This is a genomic window from Halorubellus litoreus, assembly GCF_055378595.1.
The window spans coordinates 1,628,822-1,647,853 of sequence record NZ_AP043836.1; the positions used below are offsets into that span (position 1 = coordinate 1,628,822).

At 70.5% G+C, this 19,032-nt stretch carries 21 protein-coding genes; 15 read left to right on the forward strand and 6 right to left on the reverse strand.

Translation table 11 applies throughout. The annotated features are described in order from the left end of the window. The first annotated feature begins 2 nt into the window (after nucleotides 1-2). On the forward strand, nucleotides 3-992 hold the full coding sequence (locus ACZ48X_RS12320; protein WP_336349437.1) for a ribonucleotide-diphosphate reductase subunit beta: 990 nt from the start codon (nucleotides 3-5) through the stop codon (nucleotides 990-992). 59 nt (nucleotides 993-1,051) lie between these two features. Here the strand turns inward: ACZ48X_RS12320 and ACZ48X_RS12325 are convergent, their stop codons facing one another. Together ACZ48X_RS12325 and ACZ48X_RS12330 are read right to left on the reverse strand one after the other, a co-directional pair. Further along, a complete protein-coding gene (locus ACZ48X_RS12325) occupies nucleotides 1,052-1,546 on the reverse strand; it encodes an acyl-CoA thioesterase (protein ID WP_336349436.1) in 495 nt (164 codons plus the stop codon). Between the two features lie 86 nt (nucleotides 1,547-1,632). After that, complete coding sequence (locus ACZ48X_RS12330; protein ID WP_336349435.1) at nucleotides 1,633-3,402, reverse strand: excinuclease ABC subunit C; 1,770 nt, start codon at nucleotides 3,400-3,402, stop codon at nucleotides 1,633-1,635. 154 nt (nucleotides 3,403-3,556) lie between these two features. On the opposite strand from ACZ48X_RS12330, the gene ACZ48X_RS12335 reads away from it, so the two are divergent. Continuing rightward, complete coding sequence (locus tag ACZ48X_RS12335) at nucleotides 3,557-4,534, forward strand: hypothetical protein (protein ID WP_336349434.1); 978 nt, start codon at nucleotides 3,557-3,559, stop codon at nucleotides 4,532-4,534. 16 nt (nucleotides 4,535-4,550) lie between these two features. Here ACZ48X_RS12335 and ACZ48X_RS12340 read toward each other — a convergent pair whose 3' ends face one another. After that, entirely contained in the window at nucleotides 4,551-5,126 is a 576-nt protein-coding gene (locus ACZ48X_RS12340; RefSeq protein ID WP_336349433.1) for a hypothetical protein, read from the reverse strand. 129 nt (nucleotides 5,127-5,255) lie between these two features. Between ACZ48X_RS12340 and ACZ48X_RS12345 the strand changes: the two genes are divergently transcribed. From ACZ48X_RS12345 to ACZ48X_RS12390, 10 genes are all read left to right on the forward strand, one after another. Further along, entirely contained in the window at nucleotides 5,256-6,533 is a 1,278-nt protein-coding gene (locus tag ACZ48X_RS12345; RefSeq protein WP_464379852.1) for an outer membrane protein assembly factor BamB family protein, read from the forward strand. A gap of 116 nt (nucleotides 6,534-6,649) precedes the next feature. Next, nucleotides 6,650-6,925, forward strand: a complete 276-nt coding sequence (locus tag ACZ48X_RS12350; protein ID WP_336349431.1) for a DUF7967 family protein — start codon at nucleotides 6,650-6,652, stop codon at nucleotides 6,923-6,925. Between the two features lie 193 nt (nucleotides 6,926-7,118). Continuing rightward, nucleotides 7,119-8,204, forward strand: coding sequence for an ABC transporter ATP-binding protein (locus ACZ48X_RS12355; RefSeq protein WP_336349430.1), 1,086 nt, complete (start codon nucleotides 7,119-7,121; stop codon nucleotides 8,202-8,204). Further along, nucleotides 8,201-9,043 (forward strand): ABC transporter permease subunit, encoded by an 843-nt coding sequence (locus ACZ48X_RS12360; protein ID WP_336349429.1) that lies wholly within the window; start codon nucleotides 8,201-8,203, stop codon nucleotides 9,041-9,043. The genes ACZ48X_RS12355 and ACZ48X_RS12360 overlap by 4 nt, the downstream gene beginning before the upstream one ends. Nucleotides 9,044-9,168: 125 nt before the next feature. After that, complete coding sequence (locus tag ACZ48X_RS12365; RefSeq protein WP_336349428.1) at nucleotides 9,169-9,708, forward strand: cupin domain-containing protein; 540 nt, start codon at nucleotides 9,169-9,171, stop codon at nucleotides 9,706-9,708. A gap of 78 nt (nucleotides 9,709-9,786) precedes the next feature. Further along, a complete protein-coding gene (locus ACZ48X_RS12370; RefSeq protein ID WP_336349427.1) occupies nucleotides 9,787-10,830 on the forward strand; it encodes an ABC transporter ATP-binding protein in 1,044 nt (347 codons plus the stop codon). Then, the gene (locus ACZ48X_RS12375) at nucleotides 10,830-11,666 is read left to right on the forward strand and encodes an ABC transporter permease (RefSeq protein ID WP_336349426.1); all 837 of its coding nucleotides are present in this window, start codon (nucleotides 10,830-10,832) and stop codon (nucleotides 11,664-11,666) included. The genes ACZ48X_RS12370 and ACZ48X_RS12375 overlap by 1 nt, the downstream gene beginning before the upstream one ends. Beyond that, nucleotides 11,663-12,340: a hypothetical protein gene (locus ACZ48X_RS12380; RefSeq protein ID WP_336349425.1), complete on the forward strand. Its 678-nt coding sequence runs from the start codon at nucleotides 11,663-11,665 to the stop codon at nucleotides 12,338-12,340. Before ACZ48X_RS12375 ends, ACZ48X_RS12380 begins: the two co-directional genes overlap by 4 nt. A 307-nt stretch (nucleotides 12,341-12,647) precedes the next feature. Beyond that, nucleotides 12,648-12,893, forward strand: a complete 246-nt coding sequence (locus tag ACZ48X_RS12385; protein ID WP_336349424.1) for an AbrB/MazE/SpoVT family DNA-binding domain-containing protein — start codon at nucleotides 12,648-12,650, stop codon at nucleotides 12,891-12,893. Further along, on the forward strand, nucleotides 12,894-13,316 hold the full coding sequence (locus ACZ48X_RS12390) for a type II toxin-antitoxin system VapC family toxin (RefSeq protein WP_336349423.1): 423 nt from the start codon (nucleotides 12,894-12,896) through the stop codon (nucleotides 13,314-13,316). A gap of 6 nt (nucleotides 13,317-13,322) precedes the next feature. On the opposite strand, the gene ligA is transcribed toward ACZ48X_RS12390, so the two are convergent. Continuing rightward, entirely contained in the window at nucleotides 13,323-15,395 is a 2,073-nt protein-coding gene (gene ligA / locus ACZ48X_RS12395) for an NAD-dependent DNA ligase LigA (RefSeq protein ID WP_336349671.1), read from the reverse strand. Nucleotides 15,396-15,590: 195 nt separating this feature from the next. After that, nucleotides 15,591-15,881 (reverse strand): translation initiation factor eIF-1A, encoded by a 291-nt coding sequence (gene eif1A, locus ACZ48X_RS12400; protein ID WP_336349422.1) that lies wholly within the window; start codon nucleotides 15,879-15,881, stop codon nucleotides 15,591-15,593. Nucleotides 15,882-16,018: 137 nt separating this feature from the next. Between eif1A and ACZ48X_RS12405 the strand changes: the two genes are divergently transcribed. The 3 genes from ACZ48X_RS12405 to ACZ48X_RS12415 all read left to right on the forward strand — a co-directional run bounded on the left by ACZ48X_RS12405 (nucleotide 16,019) and on the right by ACZ48X_RS12415 (nucleotide 16,947). Continuing rightward, nucleotides 16,019-16,237: a DUF7470 family protein gene (locus ACZ48X_RS12405; protein WP_336349421.1), complete on the forward strand. Its 219-nt coding sequence runs from the start codon at nucleotides 16,019-16,021 to the stop codon at nucleotides 16,235-16,237. A gap of 167 nt (nucleotides 16,238-16,404) precedes the next feature. Further along, the gene (locus ACZ48X_RS12410) at nucleotides 16,405-16,599 is read left to right on the forward strand and encodes a hypothetical protein (protein WP_336349420.1); all 195 of its coding nucleotides are present in this window, start codon (nucleotides 16,405-16,407) and stop codon (nucleotides 16,597-16,599) included. 150 nt (nucleotides 16,600-16,749) lie between these two features. Continuing rightward, complete coding sequence (locus tag ACZ48X_RS12415) at nucleotides 16,750-16,947, forward strand: hypothetical protein (RefSeq protein WP_336349419.1); 198 nt, start codon at nucleotides 16,750-16,752, stop codon at nucleotides 16,945-16,947. Between the two features lie 45 nt (nucleotides 16,948-16,992). Here ACZ48X_RS12415 and ACZ48X_RS12420 read toward each other — a convergent pair whose 3' ends face one another. Then, the gene (locus tag ACZ48X_RS12420) at nucleotides 16,993-19,008 is read right to left on the reverse strand and encodes a DUF460 domain-containing protein (protein WP_336349418.1); all 2,016 of its coding nucleotides are present in this window, start codon (nucleotides 19,006-19,008) and stop codon (nucleotides 16,993-16,995) included. Nucleotides 19,009-19,032: the final 24 nt, after the last annotated feature.

The window sequence follows — 19,032 nt, forward strand, 5'->3', positions numbered from 1 at the left end:
CGATGCCACTGCTCGAAACCGACGGCCACGACCCGAACAAGATACTGCCGATGGACTACCCCTGGGCTCGCGAGTACTACGAGGCCGGGGTCGCGAACAACTGGGTGCCGAGCGAGGTCCCGATGCAGGACGACGTCTCCCAGTGGAACGGCGACGACCTGACCGACGCCGAACGCCGCCTCGTCGAGTGGAACCTCGGGTTCTTCTCGACCGCGGAGAGCCTCACGGCGAACAACATCGTGCTCGCGGTGTACGACCACGTCACCGCGCCCGAGTGCCGCCAGTACCTCCTCCGGCAAGCGTACGAGGAGGCCATCCACACGGACACGTTCATCTACTGCTGTGACACGCTCGGGTTCGACCCCGAGCACCTGTACGGGATGTACGACCGCATCCCCGCCATCGAAGCGAAGGACGAGTTCGTCGTCGACCTCACGAGGGTCGTCGACGACCCCGCGTTCTCGGTGGAGACGGACGCGGACGTCCGCGCGCTCCTCCGCGACCTCGTCGGGTTCTACGTCATCATGGAGGGGATCTTCTTCTACGCGGGGTTCGCGATGATGCTCGCGCTGAAGCGTCGGAACCGGATGGTCGGCGTCGGCGAGCAGTTCGCGTACATCATGCGCGACGAGAGCCTCCACCTGAACTTCGGCGTGGACCTCGTCCAGGCGATCCGCGACGAACACCCGGGGGCGTGGACGCCCGCGTTCGAGCGAGAGCTCGCGGACCTCGTCACCGAGGCGGTCGACCTCGAGCAGCGGTACGCGCGCGAGGCGTGCCCGGAGGACGTCCTCGGGACGAGTCCGGACGCGTTCGCGGAGTACGTCGAGTACGTCGCGGACCGGCGACTCGACCAGCTCGGCCTGGAGCCCGCGTACGGCACCGAGAACCCGTTCCCGTGGATGGCGGAGCAGGCGGACCTGAACACGGAGGCGAACTTCTTCGAGACGACGGTGACCGAGTACCAGTCCGGCGGCCAACTCGACTGGTAGCCGCCGGAACCGACGGCCTGCTCGACCGGTCGTGGCTCGCGGTCGACCGTTCGAACCGTTCAGGCGGTGGCGGCGTCGAGGAGGTCCCGGCGGCGTTCGCGGCGGCCTTCGAGCGCGGTCTCGCGGAGCGCGACCTCGGCTTCGGTCGGACATTCGAGGTGCGGGACGGGGGCGCTGGTGCCGTCGTCGTCGACGGCGACCATCGTGAAGAACGACGTCGCCGTCGCCTCGTAGTCGCCGGTCTCGGGGCGTTCGCTGTGGACGTCGACCTTGACGTCCATGCTGGTGTCGCCGGTCGCGAACACGTACGCTTGCACCGTCACGATGTCGCCGAGGTCGATGGCGGCGCGGAAGTCGACGTGGTCCATCGCGGCGGTGACGACCTGTTCGCGCGCGAACCGGCGGCCGGCGACGGCGGCGGCGATGTCCATCCAGTGGAGGATGGCGCCGCCGAGCGCGCGCCCGAGGTTGTTCGTGTCGTCGGGCATCAGTATCTCGGACATCTCGGTGTAGGACTCGGCGAGGCTGGCGGTGTCTGAGTCGTGGTCGTACATACGCGTATCCGACCACCGCGACCACCTAAAACCACTCGAATTAACTTAGAACAAGTTCACTTGATTTGCGGGGTGCGAGCGACGACTCAGAGCCGCTCGTCGATGGCGCGCGCGGTCTTCTCGCCGACGCCGTCGACGGTCGCGAGCTCTTCGACGCTCGCCGCCCGGACGTTCTCGACGCTCCCGAACCGCCCCAGCAGCCGCTTCCGGGTCGCCGGCCCCACCCCCGGGACGTCGTCGAGGACCGTCGAGACGTCGTCGCGCACGCTCTGGTGGTACTGGACCGCGAACCGATGGGACTCGTCGCGCACCCGCCGCAGGAGCTGGAGCTTCGCGTCGCCGTCCCAGTCGTGCTCGCGTCGCGGCGTCACCACGGTCTCCTCGCGTTTCGCGAGCGCGACCGCGGGCACGTCCCACCCCGCCTCGTCGAGCGCCTCCAGCGCGGCGTCGAGCTGCCCGCGTCCGCCATCTATCAGGAGGAGGTCCGGGTCCGGCCGGTCGTCGCGTCCTTCGACCGCGCGCTCGGCGCGCCACGCGACGAGTTCGCGCATCCGCGCGTAGTCGTCGTTCTCGTCGGTGAGCTTCTTCCGGCGATAATCCGCCCTCTCGGCGCTCCCGTCCACGAAGACGACGTTCGACCCGACGACCGCCTTCCCCTGCGCGTGACTCACGTCGAACCCCTCGATGCGGTCGGCGGCGTCGAGGTCGAGCGCGACCGCGAGTTCGCGGCCCGCGTCGCGCGTCCCCGTCGCCGTCCGCGCGTTCTTCAGCGCGAGGTCGACGAGCTTCGCCTCCCGGCCCGCACCCGGGACGCGAACCGCCACGCCCTCGGCGTCGAGCCACGCCGCCACCTCGTCGTCGCCGTGGGCCTCCGGCAACAGTATCGCGTCCGGGAGGTCGCGCTCCGCGTAGTACTGCACGAGGAACGCCGCCAGCACCGCCGGCACCGGCTCGTCGTCCACACCACTGGTCGCCGGGTCCGCCGTCGGAACGTCGATGCGGTGCCGGTCGCGTTCGACGAGCTGGCCGCCCTCGGCGTGGAGTCTGGCGACGGTCGCCCGGTCGCCGTCGATGGCGACGCCGAGGACGTCGACGTGTCGCTCGTAGTCGTCGCCGTCGCCGCCCGCGGCCGACACCGCCTCGCCGCCCGCGCCGTGGAACGACTCGACGACCGCGAGGCGGTCCCGGAGGTTCGCGGCGCGCTCGAAGTTCTGGGCAGCGGACGCCGCGGTCATCTCGCTCCGTAGCGGGTCCGCGAGCACGCCCGTCTCGCCCTTGAAGAACTGCGTCACTGATTCGACGTCGCCGAGGTACTCGGCCTCGCCGATCTCGCCGGTGCACGGCGCGGTGCAGAGGCCGACCTCGTAGTCCAGGCACGGTCGCTCGCGGTTCGAGAACTTGTGGTCGCTACAGCCGCGCACGCCGAACGTCTCCCGCAACGCCTTCACGACCGTTTCCACGTCGCCCTTGTCCGTGTACGGCCCGAACACGGTCGCGTCGTCCGCCGGGTCCCTGGTCACCTCGATGCGCGGGAACTCGTGGTCGGTCAACTGCACGAGCGGGTACGACTTGTCGTCCTTCAGGCGGACGTTGTACCGCGGCTGGTGGCGTTTGATGAGGTTCGCCTCCAACAGGAGCGCCTGTGTCTCCGTGTCGGTCTCCGCGACCTCCAGGGCGTCCGCGCGCTCGACCATCCGCCGGATGCGCGCCGACCGCGGGTCCGCGTACGACCGCACGCGAGCGCGGAGGTCCACGGCCTTCCCGACGTACAGCACCACGTCGTCGCCGTGGAACTGGTAGACGCCCGGCTCCGTCGAGAGGTCGCTTGCGCGTTCGCGGACCGTCGCCGCGTCCATCGCCAGCCCCTAGCGGCCTCGCGCGCTTAGGCGTGACGCGTCCCGGGCGACCTCGCCGGTTCCGCGTCCGCTCGCTCGTCTCGTCGGGCGTCGCGCACCCGCCGACAGCGTGCAGCCGAACCAGTCAAGTGTCGGAACGACGACTGGTGGGACGATGTCGCTCGTCGCTGGCCTCGTCCTCGGCGTGACGGGGATCGTCGGTTGCGTGCTCGCACTGGTCGCGGTCAAGTGGTGGGTGCGGGATCTGCGACGGTTCTGGCTCGCGGTTCGCGGGATGCCGGCGTCGCTCGCCGACGCGCATCGGGACGACGAGGGCCTCTACGCCGCGACCGCCGCGGAACCGGGCGTGCTGGCGCTCGGCGTCGACCGCTTCGACTACTGGTGGCAGCGCGTCCTCGTCGCGGAGGGCGGTGGGTCGAACGCGTTCAGCATGCTCGGTGGCGCGCTGTTCCTCCGCGACCACGACCGCAAGGAACTCCGAGACGGCGCCGACCGGCGCCGCGCGGGCGCAATCTCGCCGACGCCGCTCGACGTCGACGCCGACGGGAACCGCTGCACGCTGGAACTCGACGACGACGCGTATCCCGTGCAGCGCATCGAACCGAACCACGGGCTCGTCCCCTGGCTGGTCGCGCTCGCGGTACTCGCGACCCTGATCGTCCCCGTCGTCCTGAACTTCTTCTTCCTCCCGTTCCTCACTCGTGCGATCGCGTTCCTCGCTCGCACCCCGATCGCGGCCGCCGCGGTCGGGACGCCAGTCGCGCTCGTCGCGCTCGCGCGGTACCGGAACGGGCGCTCGCCGCTCGGCGCCTGGGACGCCGTTCGCTCGCCGACGGCGCCGACCGTCCCGGACCGCGTTCGCGCAGCCACGACCGACGCTGACCCCGAGGGGACCGGCGTCGTCTACCTGAAACGACTCGACGCCGGCGACGTCGTCCACGTCCTCGGCGACGTCGACCGCAGCGGCCACGGTCGCGTCGTCGTCCGGGACGGCGTCGTCTCGACGCGCGGCCCGTGGCTCTTCGCGCTCGTCGCCGCCGTGAACGCGGCCCGGAACGCCCTCCTCGCGGGCGCGTTCGGCCTCCCCGCGCTCGCGCTCGTCTACCTCGGCGCGCGGACGATCATCGGGTGACGCCGGCGTCGACCGGTCACGCCGACCGTATCGCGTCCCGGAGCCGCCGCGCTCCCTCCTCCTCGCCAGCGTCGACGCGCAACCGGACGTCGGTGTCGCCGGCGACGCCGAGGGTGACGACGCGGTCGCGGGACCGCCAGTAGCGGACGCCGTACCACGCGGCGACCGCGAGGAAGCCGGCGCCGGCGAGCGCGACTGCTTCGTCGAGGAGCGCGAGCGCGCCGAAGACGTCCGCGAACAGCGAGACGATACCGCCGGTCCCGGCGACGCCGCCGGACTGGACGCTCTCGGGGAGCGAGAACCAGTCGCCGACCTCGACGACGACGCCCGCGACGACGAACGGCACGCCCGCGATACTCCACGCGACCGCTCTCGCGAGCGCGCCGCGGTCGCTCTCCGCCCCCGCAGTCACCCCCTCGACGTTCGGGTGGTCGACGTGCCGGAAGTTCGCGGCATCGTCGTCCGCGGTCGCGGCGGGGAACGCGAGGACGCGATGACTCGTCACGTACACGCGGTTCGCGCCCACGTCGACGGTCTCCCGGACGGTCTCGCCGTCGTACAGCAACTCGTTCACGCGGTCGCGCCACGACATCACCGCCATCGTACCGCGGCCGCGCGGATAGCGTTTCGGGCTGGCGGTCTGACGCTGCCGGGGTTCCGTCGGCGGCCGGTGGTCGACCCGCGACCGGTCGCGTCCTCGCGCGACCGGGGAGTAAACCGTATGGTGGTCGGCGTCCCGACGCTAGGCGTGAACGACGGAGTCTCTCGACGCGACGCGCTCGCCGCACTCGGTGCGGTCGGCGTCGGTACGACCGCAGGCTGCCTCGGGACGCTCGGGGTCGGTGATGGCGTCGCGGTCACGTCGACGACCGCGACCACGCAGTTCCGCGGCGGGCTGCAACGTCAGGGCGTCTACCCGGACGCCAGGGTGCCGACGGAGGCGGGGCCGGCGTGGACGCTCCGGGGCGTGAACACGGGCGACCACACCGCGGCGAAGGCGAGCCCGGTCGCGCTCGCGAGCGGCGACCTGCTCGTCCCCGGCGACTCCGGCTCGCTCTGGCGCGTGACCCCGGCGGGCGACGTCGTCTGGCAGACGGAGGTGACGAACGCGTCCCGCGGCATCCACGGCACGCCGGCGGTCGCGGACGGCGTCGCGTTCATCGGCGCGTACGACGGCGTGATGACGGCGCTCGACGTCGAGTCCGGCGACCTCGCGTGGCGCGCGAACCTCGGGGACGCCATCGGGTCGAGCCCGGGGTATCACGACGGCGTCGTCTACATCGCCGTCGAGTACGCCGACCCGAGCGGCGCGATGTTCGGCCTGGACGCGTCGAGCGGGGACGTCGTCTGGGAGGACCAGCGCGTCACCGACCACCCGCACTCGACGTGCGCGATCGACCGGGACGCGGGCCGGCTCGTCGTCGGGTCGAACGACGGCTACCTCTACGCGTGGTCCTACCCGGACCTCGAGTTCGTCTGGAAGACGCCGACCGAGCAACCGATCAAGGGCCCGGTCGCGACCTACGACGGGAGCGCGTTCTTCGGGTCGTGGGACCGGAACGCGTACCGGGTCGCGCTCGACGACGGCTCGGTCGAGTGGACGAAGCGGACGGGCGGGCTCGTGATGTCCGGGCCGTCGGTCGACGCCGCGACGGGGACGGTGTACGTCGGGAGCAAGGACGAGACGCTGTACGCGCTCGACGCCGCGTCGGGCGACGAGACGTGGACGTTCGACGCCGACGGCGCCATCATCGGGTGTCCGACCGTGACGAGCGAGCACGTCCTCGTCGGCGCGTACGACGAGACCCTGCACGTCGTCTCGAAGGCCGACGGCGAACCGACGTGGGGGTCGAGCGGCGTCGGTCGCGTGACGAGCACGCCGCTCGTCCACGACCGCGCGGTCTACTTCACCGACCGCGCGTCCGAGACCTACCTCGCGGACGAGTCCGGGGCGTCCGGGACGTCCGGCGGCCTCTACAAGGTCGCGAGCGCCGTCTGACCCGGCTCGTGCGCTCGCTCGTCGCAGAACCGTCGGACTCGATTCGTGCGCTCGTCCGTCGCGGCACCGGTTGACTTCCCGAGGATACAAACCCGCGCTCCGGGAATCCCCTAGCGATGACCGATTCCGACGCCGACGACGTGCGCTGCTGGCTCGTGGAGCGCGAGTACACCGACAAGGGCCTGGTGACGCTCGTGTACGCCGAACCGGGCGGCGAGCGCGCCGCCGTCATGCAGCGCTCCTCGAACATGCTCGCGCGCCAGGACGTCACCGCCGCGGTCGACGTCGAGGTCGACGAACTCGAGCCGGTCGACGACCCGGCGACGCGCGACCGGTACGCGACCGAGGTCGAACGCACCAGCGAGAGTCACGCGCCCGACGACGCGCTGTAGGCGACGGGGCCGCGACCGGAACGGGACGGTCGCCTCGCCACTGGGACGGGCCGGCCGCCCCGCCGTCGGAACGTGTCCGATTCCAACGATTGGTTCCGATAGACTGCGTCTAACTGCACGTAGAAGCCGACAGGAACCTATGACACGAAGTTTCAGTCTATCTATAAGTACTCGGCGGTCGTCTATCTGGTATATGTCTTCAGCCATCAGCATCGCCGGTCTCACGAAGCGATTCCCGGGCGATGTCCTCGCCCTCGAGGACGTGGACCTCGAGGTCCACGAGGGCGAGATATTCGGGTTCCTCGGCCCGAACGGCGCCGGGAAGTCCACGACCATCAACGTCCTCCTCGACTTCGTCCGCCCCACGTCGGGGACCGTCAGCGTCCTCGGCATGAACCCCCAGAAGGAGGGCGTCGCGCTCCGCCAGCGCGTCGGCGTCCTCCCGGACGGCTTCCACGTCTACGACCGCCTCACCGGCCGCCAGCACGTCCAGTTCGCGGTCGACTCCAAGCGCGTCGAGGAGGACGTCGACGCGCTCCTCGAGCGCGTGGACATCCTCGACGCCGCCGACCGCAAGGCCGGCGGGTACTCGAAGGGCATGAAGCAGCGCCTCGTGCTCGCGATGGCGCTCGTCGGCGACCCCGACATCCTCATCCTCGACGAACCCACCACGGGCCTCGACCCGAACGGCGCCCGCGAGATACGCCAGATCATCCGCGAGGAGGCCGCGCGCGGCGCGACCGTGTTCTTCTCGAGTCACATCCTCGAACAGGTCGAAGCGGTCTGCGACCGCGTCTGCATCCTCGACGAGGGCCGCGTCGTCGCCATCGACACCATCGAGAACCTCCGCGACAGCGTCGACGCCGACGCCCGCATGACCGTCGAACTCGACGCCGTCCCCACCCCGGAGGTCATCACCGCCGTCGAAGCCGTCACCGGTGTCACCGCCGTCACCGCGAGCGACTCGACGCTCACCGTCGCGTGCGACCCCGGCGTGAAGACGCGCGTCCTCGACGCCATCGAAGCGCAGGGCGTCGAAGTCCGCGACTTCGCCACCGAACGCACCAGCCTCGAGGACCTGTTCATGACGTACACGAACCACGCCACCGACGACGAACTGACCGCCGCCGAAACCGACCGCGCCGCGGCCGACGCACCGACCACGGACGCGACCACGACCGACGCGACCGGTAGGACCGATGCATCGACGCAGGACGCGACCGATTCCGAGGACGCGACCGAAACTGACGCGGCCGAGCCCTCGGAGGTGTCGCGATGAGCGTCACCGCCATCGCCCGGAAGGACTTCCAGGACGCCCGCGGCTCGCGCGCGCTCTGGCTCCTCACGGCGCTGTTCGTGCTGTTCGCGGCGTTCATGGTGTGGGCGTTCAGCGAGTTCGAAGCCGGCGGCGTCGGGGCGGACCCCGACCTCGCCGCGCTCGGGTTCTACGACTTCCTCGCCGCCAGCGCCGCGCTGTTCGTGAGCATCACCGCGTTAGTGGTGGCGTACAAGGCCGTCGCTGGCGAGCGCGACACCGGGAGCGCGAAGCTCCTGCTCGGCCTCCCGCACTCGCGACGCGACGTCGTCATCGGGAAGGTGTTCGGCCGCAGCCTCACGATGGCCATCCCCGTCCTCCTCGGGTTCGGGCTCGCGCTCGGCCTCGCGTTCTGGCTGCTCGGCGCCGTGAACCTCGTGGACTACGCGCTGTTCGTCGGCGTCACCGTCCTGTTCGCGTTCGCGTACGTCAGCCTCATGGTCGCCATCTCCGCGAGCGTCTCGACGACGAGTCGCGCCAGCGCGCTCGCGTTCGGCGCGTTCGTCGTCCTCGAACTCGTCTGGAGTCTCGTCGCCACCGGCGCGGTCTACGTCGCCAACGGCTTCACGCTGCCGGCGACCGTCGCGCAGTACCCCGAGTGGTACTTCGGGCTCGTCAGCTTCGTGCCCTCCGCGGCCTACCAGTCCGCGGTCGCCGCGGTCGTCGACGCCACCAGCAGCGGCGGGCTCGCCGGCAGCGACGCCGTCTACCTCGAACCCTGGTTCGGGTTCGTCTGGCTCGCCGTCTGGGCGATCGTCCCCCTCGCCCTCGCGTACGGCAAGTTCACCCAGGCCGACCTCTGAGACGGTCGGCTCGCTCCCGCTCGGTCTCGATTTTCGCTGCCAGTTGGTCTCGTCGGTCACGCACCACGTCGAGTCGTCGCATTCTGGTCAGAACCGGCTTGGCCGGCCGTGACGAACGCTAGCATATGGCATCCTCCAAGGCACCGGGGGCGTCCGATTACGTCCTCGACTTCGAGGGGTTCCCGGGTCGCTGGGAGATACTGGAGACCACCGCGGAGACCGACGGCGAGCGCCTCACGACCAGGATGCACCTCGACGAGCGGTCGGAGCTCCCGGTGCACGTCCACCCGCACGCCGAGGAGGTCTACGAGGTCGAAACGGGCGAGATCGAGGTCCGCGTGGACGGCGAGTGGTCGACGCTCGCAGCGGGCGACCGCATGGTCGTCCCCGCCGGGACCGAGCACGCGTTCCGGAACCCCGGGCCCGCCACGGTGCGCAACGTACACCGTCCCGCGATGCGCATCGAGGCGTTCTTCCGGCGGTTCCACGCCCTGAAGACCGAACGCGGCGTGTCGATGCCGCCCGAGGGCCTCCGCTCGACGATCCTCCTCGCGATGCTATTCGCGGAGTACGACGACGAACTCGTCGTCGCCGGCCCGCAACGCTGGGTGTTCGGCGCACTGGCCGCCCTCGGGCGCGTCCTCGGCTACGACCTCCCCGACTGACGACGCGACGATGGGTCACGCTCCGTCGTCGTTCCGCGCTCCGGTAGTATCTTGTGCGCTCCTCGACACGTGGAGGGTATGGCTGCTATCGAACTGCGGGACGTGACCAAGCGCTTCGGGACGGTCACGGCCCTGGACGGCCTCGACCTCGAGGTTCAGGAGGGCGAGGTGTTCGGGTTCCTCGGGCCGAACGGTGCGGGGAAGTCCACGACCATCGACATCCTCATGGACTACGTCCGCCCGACGAGCGGGACCGCTCGCGTGTTCGGGCACGACGCGCAGGCCGAACCCACGAAGGTCCGCGAGCGCGTCGGCATCCTCCCGGACGGCTACGGGTCGCTCGGGCGGATGACGGGCCGCGAGCAACTCGAGTTCACCATCGAGGCGCGGCGCGGCCGCGAGCACCCCGACGAGGTCCTGGAGCGCGTCGGCCTCGCGGGCGACGGCGACCGCCAGGTCCGTACGTACTCGAAGGGCATGGCGCAGCGATTGATGCTCGGAATGGCGCTCGTCGGCGACCCCGACCTCCTCGTGCTCGACGAACCGACCACGGGGCTCGACCCCGCCGGCGCGCGGATGATGCGGGAGGTCATCGACGACGCCGTCAGCGACGGCCAGACCGTGTTCTTCTCGAGTCACATCCTCGGGCAGGTGGAGGCGGTCGCGGACCGCGTCGGCATCCTCTACGGCGGCGAACTCGTCGCCGTCGACAGCATCGACGCGCTCCGCGAGACCGCGGGCGCGACCGGCGGCGTCACCGTCACGCTCGACGAACGCCCAGACACGCTCCGGAACGCGGTCGCCGGTCTCCGCGGCGTCACCGACGTCACCGTCGACACCGACGAGCAAGAACGCCCCGTCGTCGACGCCGCCTGCACGCCCGCCGCGAAGGGTCGCGTCGTCAAAGCGTGCTACGACGACGGCGCGGACGTCCGCGACGTCGACACGCGCGAAGCCAGCCTCGAGGAGCTGTTCGTCGCGTACACGAGCGGCGACGCCAGCGCGACCGGCTCGGCCGGCCGGACCGTCGACGCGACCGCCACGGTCGGCGACGCGACCGCGGACACCGACGGCTCCGCGGTCGGCGACGCCTCCCCACCGACTCGCGGAGGTGACGAGTGATGTGGCGGCTCATCGCGCGCAAGGACGTCCGCGATAGCGTCCGCGAACGCCAACTCCACGTCGGCGTCGGCCTGTTCGCGGTCGTCGGCCTCGTCGCGGGCTACATCTACGCGAGCAGCTACGACCCCGCGTACGTCGACCGGCCCGGCCTCCGATTCCTCGGCGTGCTCGTCGGCGCGGCGCTGTTCCTCGCACCCATCGCCGCCATCATGCTCGCGCAAGGCCGGGTCGTCGACAAACGCAGTCGCGGGGAACTCGTCGTCCTCCTCGGGATGCCGTTCTCGCGCCGCGACGTCGTCCTCGGGAGTCTCGCCGGCCGGTTCGCGGTGACTGCGACCGTCGTGACGTGCCTGTTCGCGTTCGCGACCGCGGTCGCCGCCCTCATGCTCGCGCCCATCCCGCTCCTCCGACTCGTCGCCGCGCTCGCGGTCCTCGTCGCGTTCGCCGGCGTGTTCGTCGCGCTCGGCACCGCGATATCGGCGGCGGTGTCCGGGACGACGCGCGCCGCCGTGCTCGCGGTCGGCGTCTACCTGTTCTTCGTGTTCCGCCTCCACGACATCCTCTGGCGGCTCCTCGTCAACGGCGTGTACGGGACGCAGTCGGCGCCCGCGACCCTCCTGCCGGCGGTCGCGCAGTTCGGGCCGTTCACCGCGCTCCGGAACCTCGTCGTCGGCGTCTACCCCAACATCGGCGGGGCGTTCGGGTACTTCGGCGGGACGCCGCCGACGGAACTGACGCTGCTCGCGGAACCCGCGGTCGGGTTCGTCGTCCTCGTCGTCTGGGCGACCGCGCCGCTGTACGTCGCACTCGAGCGTTTCGAGGGGGCGGACCTGTGACGGCGACCGTCACGTGCTTCCTCGACGACGAGCGCCGTCGGCGGTTCGCGCGCCTCCGCGCTCGCGCCTACGTCGGCCCGACGCCGGGCGTCGTCGTGGTCGACGGCGACGACCGCCTCGTCGTCCACCTCCCCGAGGGGACGGAGCCGAACGCGCGCGTCCTCGCCGGGAACGTCCTCCAGCCCGGCGAACGGGCGGCGGCCATCGTCGCGACCGAACAGGACGGCGAGCGCGTCGAACTCGGGTACGTCTACCAGGGCCGCGACGGCGGCGGCCTCCAGCGCCTCGCAGCGGAACTCGGCGATGGTGGCGACGCGGGCAGCGACGCGCACGCGGCGATCAAGCGCCAGTTCGGCCTGGACGCCGCTCGGGACCCGACCGGGCTCCGCGAGCGCCTGGAGCGCGAGTACGGCGCGGACTACCGACCGCTCGACGAACTCCACTTCTACGCGCAGCAGCTCGCGGACGTCGCCGACCCCGACACCGTCCTCCGCGAGGGTGCTATCCGGGGCAACCCCCGCGAGCGCGTCCGGGAACTCGTCGCCGACCTCGACGACGACGCGCTGACCGCCGCGCTCGAGGAGGAGGACTGGGCGTGGCTCGCCAGCCTCGCCGCCGACCGCACGAGCAGACCGCCGGTCGCGTACGAACCCGACGACCACGACGTCTACTGACTGCGCGAGCATCCGGCGGCCGGTGGGCCGCCGGTTCGGGGTGTTTCTGACTGCGCGAGCATCCGGCGGCCGCTGGGCCGCCGGTTCGGGGTGTTTCTGACTGCGCGAGCATCCGGCGGCCGCTGGGCCGCCGGTTCGGGGTGTTTCTGACTGCGCGAGCATCCGGCGGCCGCTGGGCCGCCGGTTCGGGGTGTTTCTGACTGCGCGAGCATCCGGCGGCCGCCGGGCCGCCGGTTCGGATGGACGGTCGACGATGCCGGCCACATGTGGCGCAACATGTAACAGTGAGTGGACGGTACGTGCACGTATGGCTACGGGAGAGGCACCTGAGGAGACGAAGGTCAGCGAGCGGGGGATGGTGACGATTCCCGCTGCGATACGTCGTCACCTCGACATCGACGAGGGCGACAAACTGCGCTGGCAGGTCACGAGCGACGGCGCGCTCTCCGTGGAGGTCGTCCACCAGCGCGAGGGCGTCTTCGACGACTTCGAACCGGTCGACGTCGGCCGGACGAACGCCGTCGAAGCCGAGCGCGATTTCGGGGACGAGTAGATGCCGGTGCTTCTCGACACGAACGTCCTCTTCGCCACCGCCAGCGCCGGCGACGTCCACCACGACACCGCGAGCGAGATCGTCGTCGGCATCGACCACGGGGACCTCCCGACCGGTATCGTCACGAACTACGTCGTCGCGGAGACGCTCAACCTCACGCGCGAGAAACTCGGCCCCGACGCCGCGAACGCGCTCTTGGATCGACTGATCGAGGGCGCTCACTTCGAGATTCGGCACGCAGCCCAGGCCGACTTCACGGCTGCACAGGCACTGTTCCGACGGTATCCGTCGCTCTCGTTCGTCGACGCGACCATCGTTGCCGTCGCGCAGCGAACGGGCGAGGAGTACCTGTACTCGTTCGACGACGACTTCGACCGCGTCGAGACGGTCACGCGACTCGCGAGCCCGACCGACCCGTACTAGTCGCGCCTACTCGCCGGGCCACTCGGTGACGCCGCGCTCCTCGAGTACCTCGCGGAGTTCGGCTTCGTCGATGGTGGGGACGCCTTCGTCGTCGGCGTCGCTCGTCTTGCTGGCGCCTGGGTTGTCGCCGACGACGAGGTAGTCGGTGTTCCCGGAGACGCTCCCGGTCGCGCTCCCGCCGTGGGCTTCGACGACGTCCTCGAACGCGCTCCGTGAGGCCGAGAGCGAGCCGGTGAAGACGAACGTGAGCCCGTCGAGTTCCTCGCCCGCGACCCCCTCCGCTTCCAGTGGAGACACGTGCACGAGGAGGTCGTCGAGCACCGCCGCGTTCGCGTCGCTCGCGAAGAAGTCGACGAGTTGGGTGGCGACCGCGTCGCCGACGCCGTCGACCGCGGTGAGGGCGTCGCGGTCGTCGGTCGCGGCGGCCTGGCGGAGCGCGTCGAACGTCTCGAAGTGGCGCGCGAGCCGGTCGGCGAGCTCCGGGCCGACCTCCTGGATGCCCAGGGCCGCGAGGAAGTCCGCGAGCGCGGGCTCGCGGGTCGCGTCCAGTTCCGCGACGAGCTTCTCGGCGCTGCGCTCCCCCCAGCCCTCCAGTTCGCGGAGGTCGTCCTCGGTGAGCTCGTAGAGGTCAGCGACGCCGTCCGCGACGAGGCCCGCGTCGACGAGCTGGCTGACGGTCTCCTCGCCGAGGCCCTCGACGTCCAGTCCCTTCTCGCTCCCGTAGTACTCCACGGAGCGGCGGAGCTGCGCTGGACAGCCGAGGCCGCCCGTGCAGTACGCGATCGGGCCCTCGCGCTCCACGACGCTCCCGCAGACCGGGCACGAATCGGGGAGCTCGTACGGGCCGTCGCTGTTGCGTTCGACGACCTCCGCGACGTACGGGATGACGTCGCCAGCGCGCTGCACGCGCACGACGTCGCCGACGCCGACCCCCAGGTCCTCGACCTCGTCGAAGTTGTGGAGGCTCGCCCTGGAGACCGTCACCCCGCCGACGTCCACGGGTTCCAGGAGCGCCACGGGAGTGAGTCGCCCCGTCCGTCCGACCTGCACGGTGACGTTCGCGACCGGCGTCTCCTCGTCCCTGGCGGGGAACTTGTACGCCTTCGCCCACCGCGGCGCGCGCGCCGTCGCGCCCAACTCGTCGCGCTTCGCCGCCGAGTCGACCTTGACGACGACGCCGTCTATCTCGTAGTCCAGGTCGTCGCGTTCGGCGAGCAGGTCCTCGCGGTACCGGACGGCGGCGGCGACGTCCGCGCCCGTCTCCACGCGCCCGCAGACCGGGAGCCCAAGTTCGCGGAACGCCGACAGCGCCGCGCTGTGCGTGTCCCACGGCTCGCTCGACTCGAGGACGTCGAAGAAGAAGATCGAGAGCGGGCGCTCCGCGACGACCGTCGGGTCCTGCTGACGGATCGTTCCCGCGGTCGCGTTCCGCGGGTTCGCGAACGGGTCGTCGCCGCGCTCCACGCGCTCCGTGTTGTATTCGGTGAACGCCTCGCGGGGCATGTAGACCTCGCCGCGGACCGCGAGAAACTCGGGGTAGTCGCCCCGGAGCCGCTGGGGGATGGCGGCGATGGTCCTGGCGTTCCGCGTCACGTCGTCGCCCTCGTAGCCGTCGCCCCTCGTGGTCGCTCGCACGAGCTCGCCGTCCTCGTACACGACCTCGAGGCTCACGCCGTCGAACTTCGGCTCCAGCACGTACTCGACGTCGCCGACCTGCCGGCGGACGCGGTCGTCGAACTCGCGGACGCCCGCGGCGTCGTCCGTGTGGTCGATGGAGAGCATCGGTGCGACGTGCTCGACGGTGTCGAACGCGTCGACGGGTTCGCCGCCGACGCGGTTCGACGGCGACCCCTCGACAGCGAGGTCGAACGCGGCCTCCAGGTCGAGCAACCGCTGGAACAACCGGTCGTACGCGCGGTCCGCGACTACGGGGTCGTGGTCGACGTAGTACCGATAGTCGTGGAACTGGATGGCCTCGCGGAGCGCTTCGGCCTGCTCGCGCGCCGCCGCCTCGTCGAGCTCCTCGACCGGCTCGAACGCGGTGTCGGGGTCGGCCACGTATGGATTGTCCACCGGCACGTCACCGGCGTCACCGGTCCCGGCGCCGTGGGTCCCGGCGTCGCTGGCGCCGTCGTCCTCGCCCCCATCACCGTCCGCCGTCGTCTCGCTCGCGTCGCTCGAAGTCACTACCCGTCGCTACGCCCGCATCCGCCTAAAACGCTCGCAGTTCCGGTCGCTATCCCTCGGCGAGCGCGACCACGCGTCGAGAACGAGTCAGTTGATGTGGCCTTCCTCGCGCAACTGGTCGGCGTCCTGGTTCTCGTACCGGTACGTGATGTCGGCCTTCTCGTCCTGCCAGTCCCACGGGTCGACGAGGACGACGTCGTCCTCGCGGATCCAGACGCGCTTCTGCATCTTCCCGGGGATGCGAGCGGTGCGCTCCACGCCGTCCGCGCACCTGACTTTCACCCGGTTCGCGCCGAGCATATCCGTCACGGTAGCGAACACCTCGTCGTCGTCGGGCATCCGGAGGTCGTTCCGTCCCCCGTCGTCGTTGTCGCTCATACGTTCCGCTTCTCACGCGACGTTTTTAACTATTCGCTCGCGGTCGACGCACCCCCCGCGTGCGGCACCGTCAAACCGCCCCGGCGTCCGACCGTGGACCGGCAGGTTTAGGCCGTCCCGCCAAGCAATCGGGGGACATGAGTCAACGAAGTGGCGGTCTCGGTCGCATGGGGAAGATGCTCGGCGTCTCCGGATTCCTCGGCCTGCTGTGCATCCTCGGCGGCATCGCAGCCATCGCCAGCCAGAACCTCATCATCGGCGGCGGCGTCGCGCTCGTCCTCGCCGGCCTCGGCCTGTTCGTCCGCGCCCTCGTCTCCGGCCTCATGGGGATGATGGGTATGGGCGGCATGATGTGACGCAGGTCGAGTGCGCCGTATCGGCTCGACGAAGCTATTCTCACGCCGCGCTTTCCGCCTCGGTGCGGACCGCGAACGGAACCCTCTCGCGGCGAAGCAACCGATACTTACGCCGACGAACCAGTCCATTCGGTGGTTTTTTCGCCTGGATATCACATCCTCCGAGTATGGACTCTCCATCCGAAGCGACGTCCGGTTTTCTCCCCCGGTTCGCGCTGCAGCTTCCGGTGGTTATCGCTGTGACTGTGGCAGTCACGGCCTCGTCACTGTACGTTTCGGTAATCCTAGCCGCGGTCATCGGGCTCTTGCTCGGGGCCGTCGTCGCCGTCCTCGTCTCGGCTCTCGCAACGTTCGTCGGCTGATGCGGCCGACACATGCGAGGTAGCCTCGTCACGTCGACCGGTCGCGTCTACCGGTTCGGTCGTCGACGGTCATCGCGGCGTCGACGCCGAGCAGCGACTTCGTTTCGCCGCCGAGGGTGGTTTGATACCGTTCCTCGCCTAGAGGACGGTATGGACACCGACCAGTTGAAGGAACTCGTTCCGCACTACCTCGCGATGATCATCCTCGTCTTCGGCGTTCTCACGGTTCTTCGAACGGCGGTGGGCGACATCGGCTTCTGGGGCGAACTCGCCGTCGTCGTCGCACTCGCGTTCCTGTACCGTCCCGTCGTCCTCCGGCTCGGCGTCGCCCCGAGCCCCTGGAAGTAAGCACCCGCAGATTGGCGGCCGCCGGCGACTCGCCTGCCGCGCCGTCTAGCTCCGCCGCTGCTCTTTCTTCGTCTCCGCGCGATGCTCGCTGATGAGCTGGTCGAGCTGCTCGGCCTTCCGCTCTTTGCGACGTTCCTCGGCGCGGTCGTGCCAGTCCGCGACGACAGCTTCGACGTCGTCCTCGCGGGCGACCGCGAGCTCGTCGACCTCCTGCATCGCGACGTCCTCGGCGGGTCCGACCGGTATCTCCGCGTCGAACAGCACCGAATCCGCCGCGTCCGACAGCCCGCCGTCGCCGACGAGCACCACGCGCGGGTCGAAGGCCGCGAGCTTCTCCGCGGTCGACCGCCCGGCGCCCGCCGCGTTCCGCAGGAACACGACGTCGTCGGTCGCGAACCCGTAGGCCTCGTGGGCGTCGTCGATGGCGGCCTTCGTGAACTCGTTCACGGGCTTGACGGGCACCAGGCCCTTCTTCTTCTCCTCGACGTCCGCGAAGTTCGAGTGGTCGAGCTTCCAGAGTTCCTTGAGGCGCGCGAGCTTCCCCTCTAGTTCGTCGATGCGGTCGTCGCGCTCGTCGATGTCGCGCTCCAGCGCGTCGTTCCGGCGCTTCAGCCGCGACACGGTCCGGCGCTCGCGTGCGTCCCGGCGCTCCTCGCGGCGGGACTCCTCCAGTTCCCCCTCCAGCTCCTCGATGCGGTCGTCCTTCTCGTCGACCGTCTCCTCGAGGCTCGCGACGTGGTCCTGGAGGCGCTCCACCTGGCGCTCCAGGGTCCTGATGCGCTTCTCCTCCGCGCTCAGCTCGCGCTCGACGTGCTCGCTCCCGTCGTCGCCGCCGTCGCCGTCACCGCCGTCGTCGGTGAGGTCCGCGACGACCGCCTCCACGGACTCCTCCCCAGCGACGACGCGCGCCGTGACCTCGCCACGGTCGAGTCGCGGCGGCGTCTTCCGGGCCACGCGCTCGAACTGGTCCTCGTGGTCGTCGAACGCGAACAACGCCGCCGCGAGCGCGTCTCGCTCGTGGTCGTTCTCGTACCCCTCCGAACGCGTCCGATGCTGTTTCTCGTCGACCGGCAGGTCGCTGCTCGGTATCCACCCGGCGGCGTCGAAGCTCCGCCGTATCTTCTCGACCGTGTTCGGCATCGGCTCCACGTCCGCCGCGACCACGATGGGGCGCCCGCGTTCGACGATCCACTCGATGACCGCCGCCGTATCGGCGGTCCGCGTGGAGAGGACGTCGAGCACGCTCCCGTCGAGGCCGACGATGGCGACCGCGGTCGTCGTCCCGGGGTCGACGCCGACGATGACGTGGTCGCGGCGCTTCGCGAGCGGCTCGAACTCGATGCCATCGCGCCGCTCGCGCTCGATCTCCACGCGGACGTCACCGGACCGATGCCGGCTCACGGGGATGTCCTGCGGGCGGCCCTCGACGTGGAACAGCGCCTGCGAGAACCCGCCGTACTTCTCGGTGACCTCGCGCTCGTACTCGAGGCCAGCGCCGTCGAGCTCGCGCTCGACCTCGCGAGCCCGCGTCTTCACGCTCCCGTGGATGCGCCGCGTGTACCGGTCCTCGGACCAACCGCCCTTCCCCGTGGAGCGGCCGCGCGAGACCTTCACGGTGGTCTCGTCGGTGAACGCGGACACCTCCACGCCGACGTTCGCCGCCGCCAGCCTAGCTGCGGCCTCGGCCTCCTGCATCGGATCCTTCCCGTACGGCACGCCGTGGCGTTTCGCCACCCTGGAGAGGGGCTCGGGTTGCTCGGCGCCCGTGACCTGCACGAGCTTCGTGCCCGCCGGGAGCTCGCCGAGGAAGTGCACGAGGGCGTCCTTGTCCGCGGCGAGCTCGTACATGTTGTCCGTCGCGACGATACCCGGCTCCTCGCTGGCGATGCGCCGCCGGAGCTTCCGGAGGGTGACGACGTCGCGCTCGACGTCGTACCCGTCGCCGTCCGCGCTCGACTCGAGCACGACGAGCGCGTACGACGGCGCGTCCCCGCGCACGTCCCCGCTCTGGACGTCCACGCCGAAGACGACGCTGTCCAGTGCGCTGGTTCTCGCACTCACTGCCCGGGCGTAGGGGCGAGACGC

Excerpts from the sequence above, each read along its gene's own strand:
- ACZ48X_RS12320 (WP_336349437.1), top strand. The coding sequence starts at position 3 with ATGCCACTGCTCGAAACCGACGGCCACGACCCGAACAAGATACTGCCG.
- ACZ48X_RS12325 (WP_336349436.1), bottom strand. The coding sequence starts at position 1,546 with ATGTACGACCACGACTCAGACACCGCCAGCCTCGCCGAGTCCTACACC.
- ACZ48X_RS12330 (WP_336349435.1), bottom strand. The coding sequence starts at position 3,402 with ATGGACGCGGCGACGGTCCGCGAACGCGCAAGCGACCTCTCGACGGAG.
- ACZ48X_RS12335 (WP_336349434.1), top strand. The coding sequence starts at position 3,557 with ATGTCGCTCGTCGCTGGCCTCGTCCTCGGCGTGACGGGGATCGTCGGT.
- ACZ48X_RS12340 (WP_336349433.1), bottom strand. The coding sequence starts at position 5,126 with ATGTCGTGGCGCGACCGCGTGAACGAGTTGCTGTACGACGGCGAGACC.
- ACZ48X_RS12345 (WP_464379852.1), top strand. The coding sequence starts at position 5,256 with ATGGTGGTCGGCGTCCCGACGCTAGGCGTGAACGACGGAGTCTCTCGA.
- ACZ48X_RS12350 (WP_336349431.1), top strand. The coding sequence starts at position 6,650 with ATGACCGATTCCGACGCCGACGACGTGCGCTGCTGGCTCGTGGAGCGC.
- ACZ48X_RS12355 (WP_336349430.1), top strand. The coding sequence starts at position 7,119 with ATGTCTTCAGCCATCAGCATCGCCGGTCTCACGAAGCGATTCCCGGGC.
- ACZ48X_RS12360 (WP_336349429.1), top strand. The coding sequence starts at position 8,201 with ATGAGCGTCACCGCCATCGCCCGGAAGGACTTCCAGGACGCCCGCGGC.
- ACZ48X_RS12365 (WP_336349428.1), top strand. The coding sequence starts at position 9,169 with ATGGCATCCTCCAAGGCACCGGGGGCGTCCGATTACGTCCTCGACTTC.
- ACZ48X_RS12370 (WP_336349427.1), top strand. The coding sequence starts at position 9,787 with ATGGCTGCTATCGAACTGCGGGACGTGACCAAGCGCTTCGGGACGGTC.
- ACZ48X_RS12375 (WP_336349426.1), top strand. The coding sequence starts at position 10,830 with ATGTGGCGGCTCATCGCGCGCAAGGACGTCCGCGATAGCGTCCGCGAA.
- ACZ48X_RS12385 (WP_336349424.1), top strand. The coding sequence starts at position 12,648 with ATGGCTACGGGAGAGGCACCTGAGGAGACGAAGGTCAGCGAGCGGGGG.
- ACZ48X_RS12390 (WP_336349423.1), top strand. The coding sequence starts at position 12,894 with ATGCCGGTGCTTCTCGACACGAACGTCCTCTTCGCCACCGCCAGCGCC.
- eif1A (WP_336349422.1), bottom strand. The coding sequence starts at position 15,881 with ATGAGCGACAACGACGACGGGGGACGGAACGACCTCCGGATGCCCGAC.
- ACZ48X_RS12405 (WP_336349421.1), top strand. The coding sequence starts at position 16,019 with ATGAGTCAACGAAGTGGCGGTCTCGGTCGCATGGGGAAGATGCTCGGC.
- ACZ48X_RS12410 (WP_336349420.1), top strand. The coding sequence starts at position 16,405 with ATGGACTCTCCATCCGAAGCGACGTCCGGTTTTCTCCCCCGGTTCGCG.
- ACZ48X_RS12415 (WP_336349419.1), top strand. The coding sequence starts at position 16,750 with ATGGACACCGACCAGTTGAAGGAACTCGTTCCGCACTACCTCGCGATG.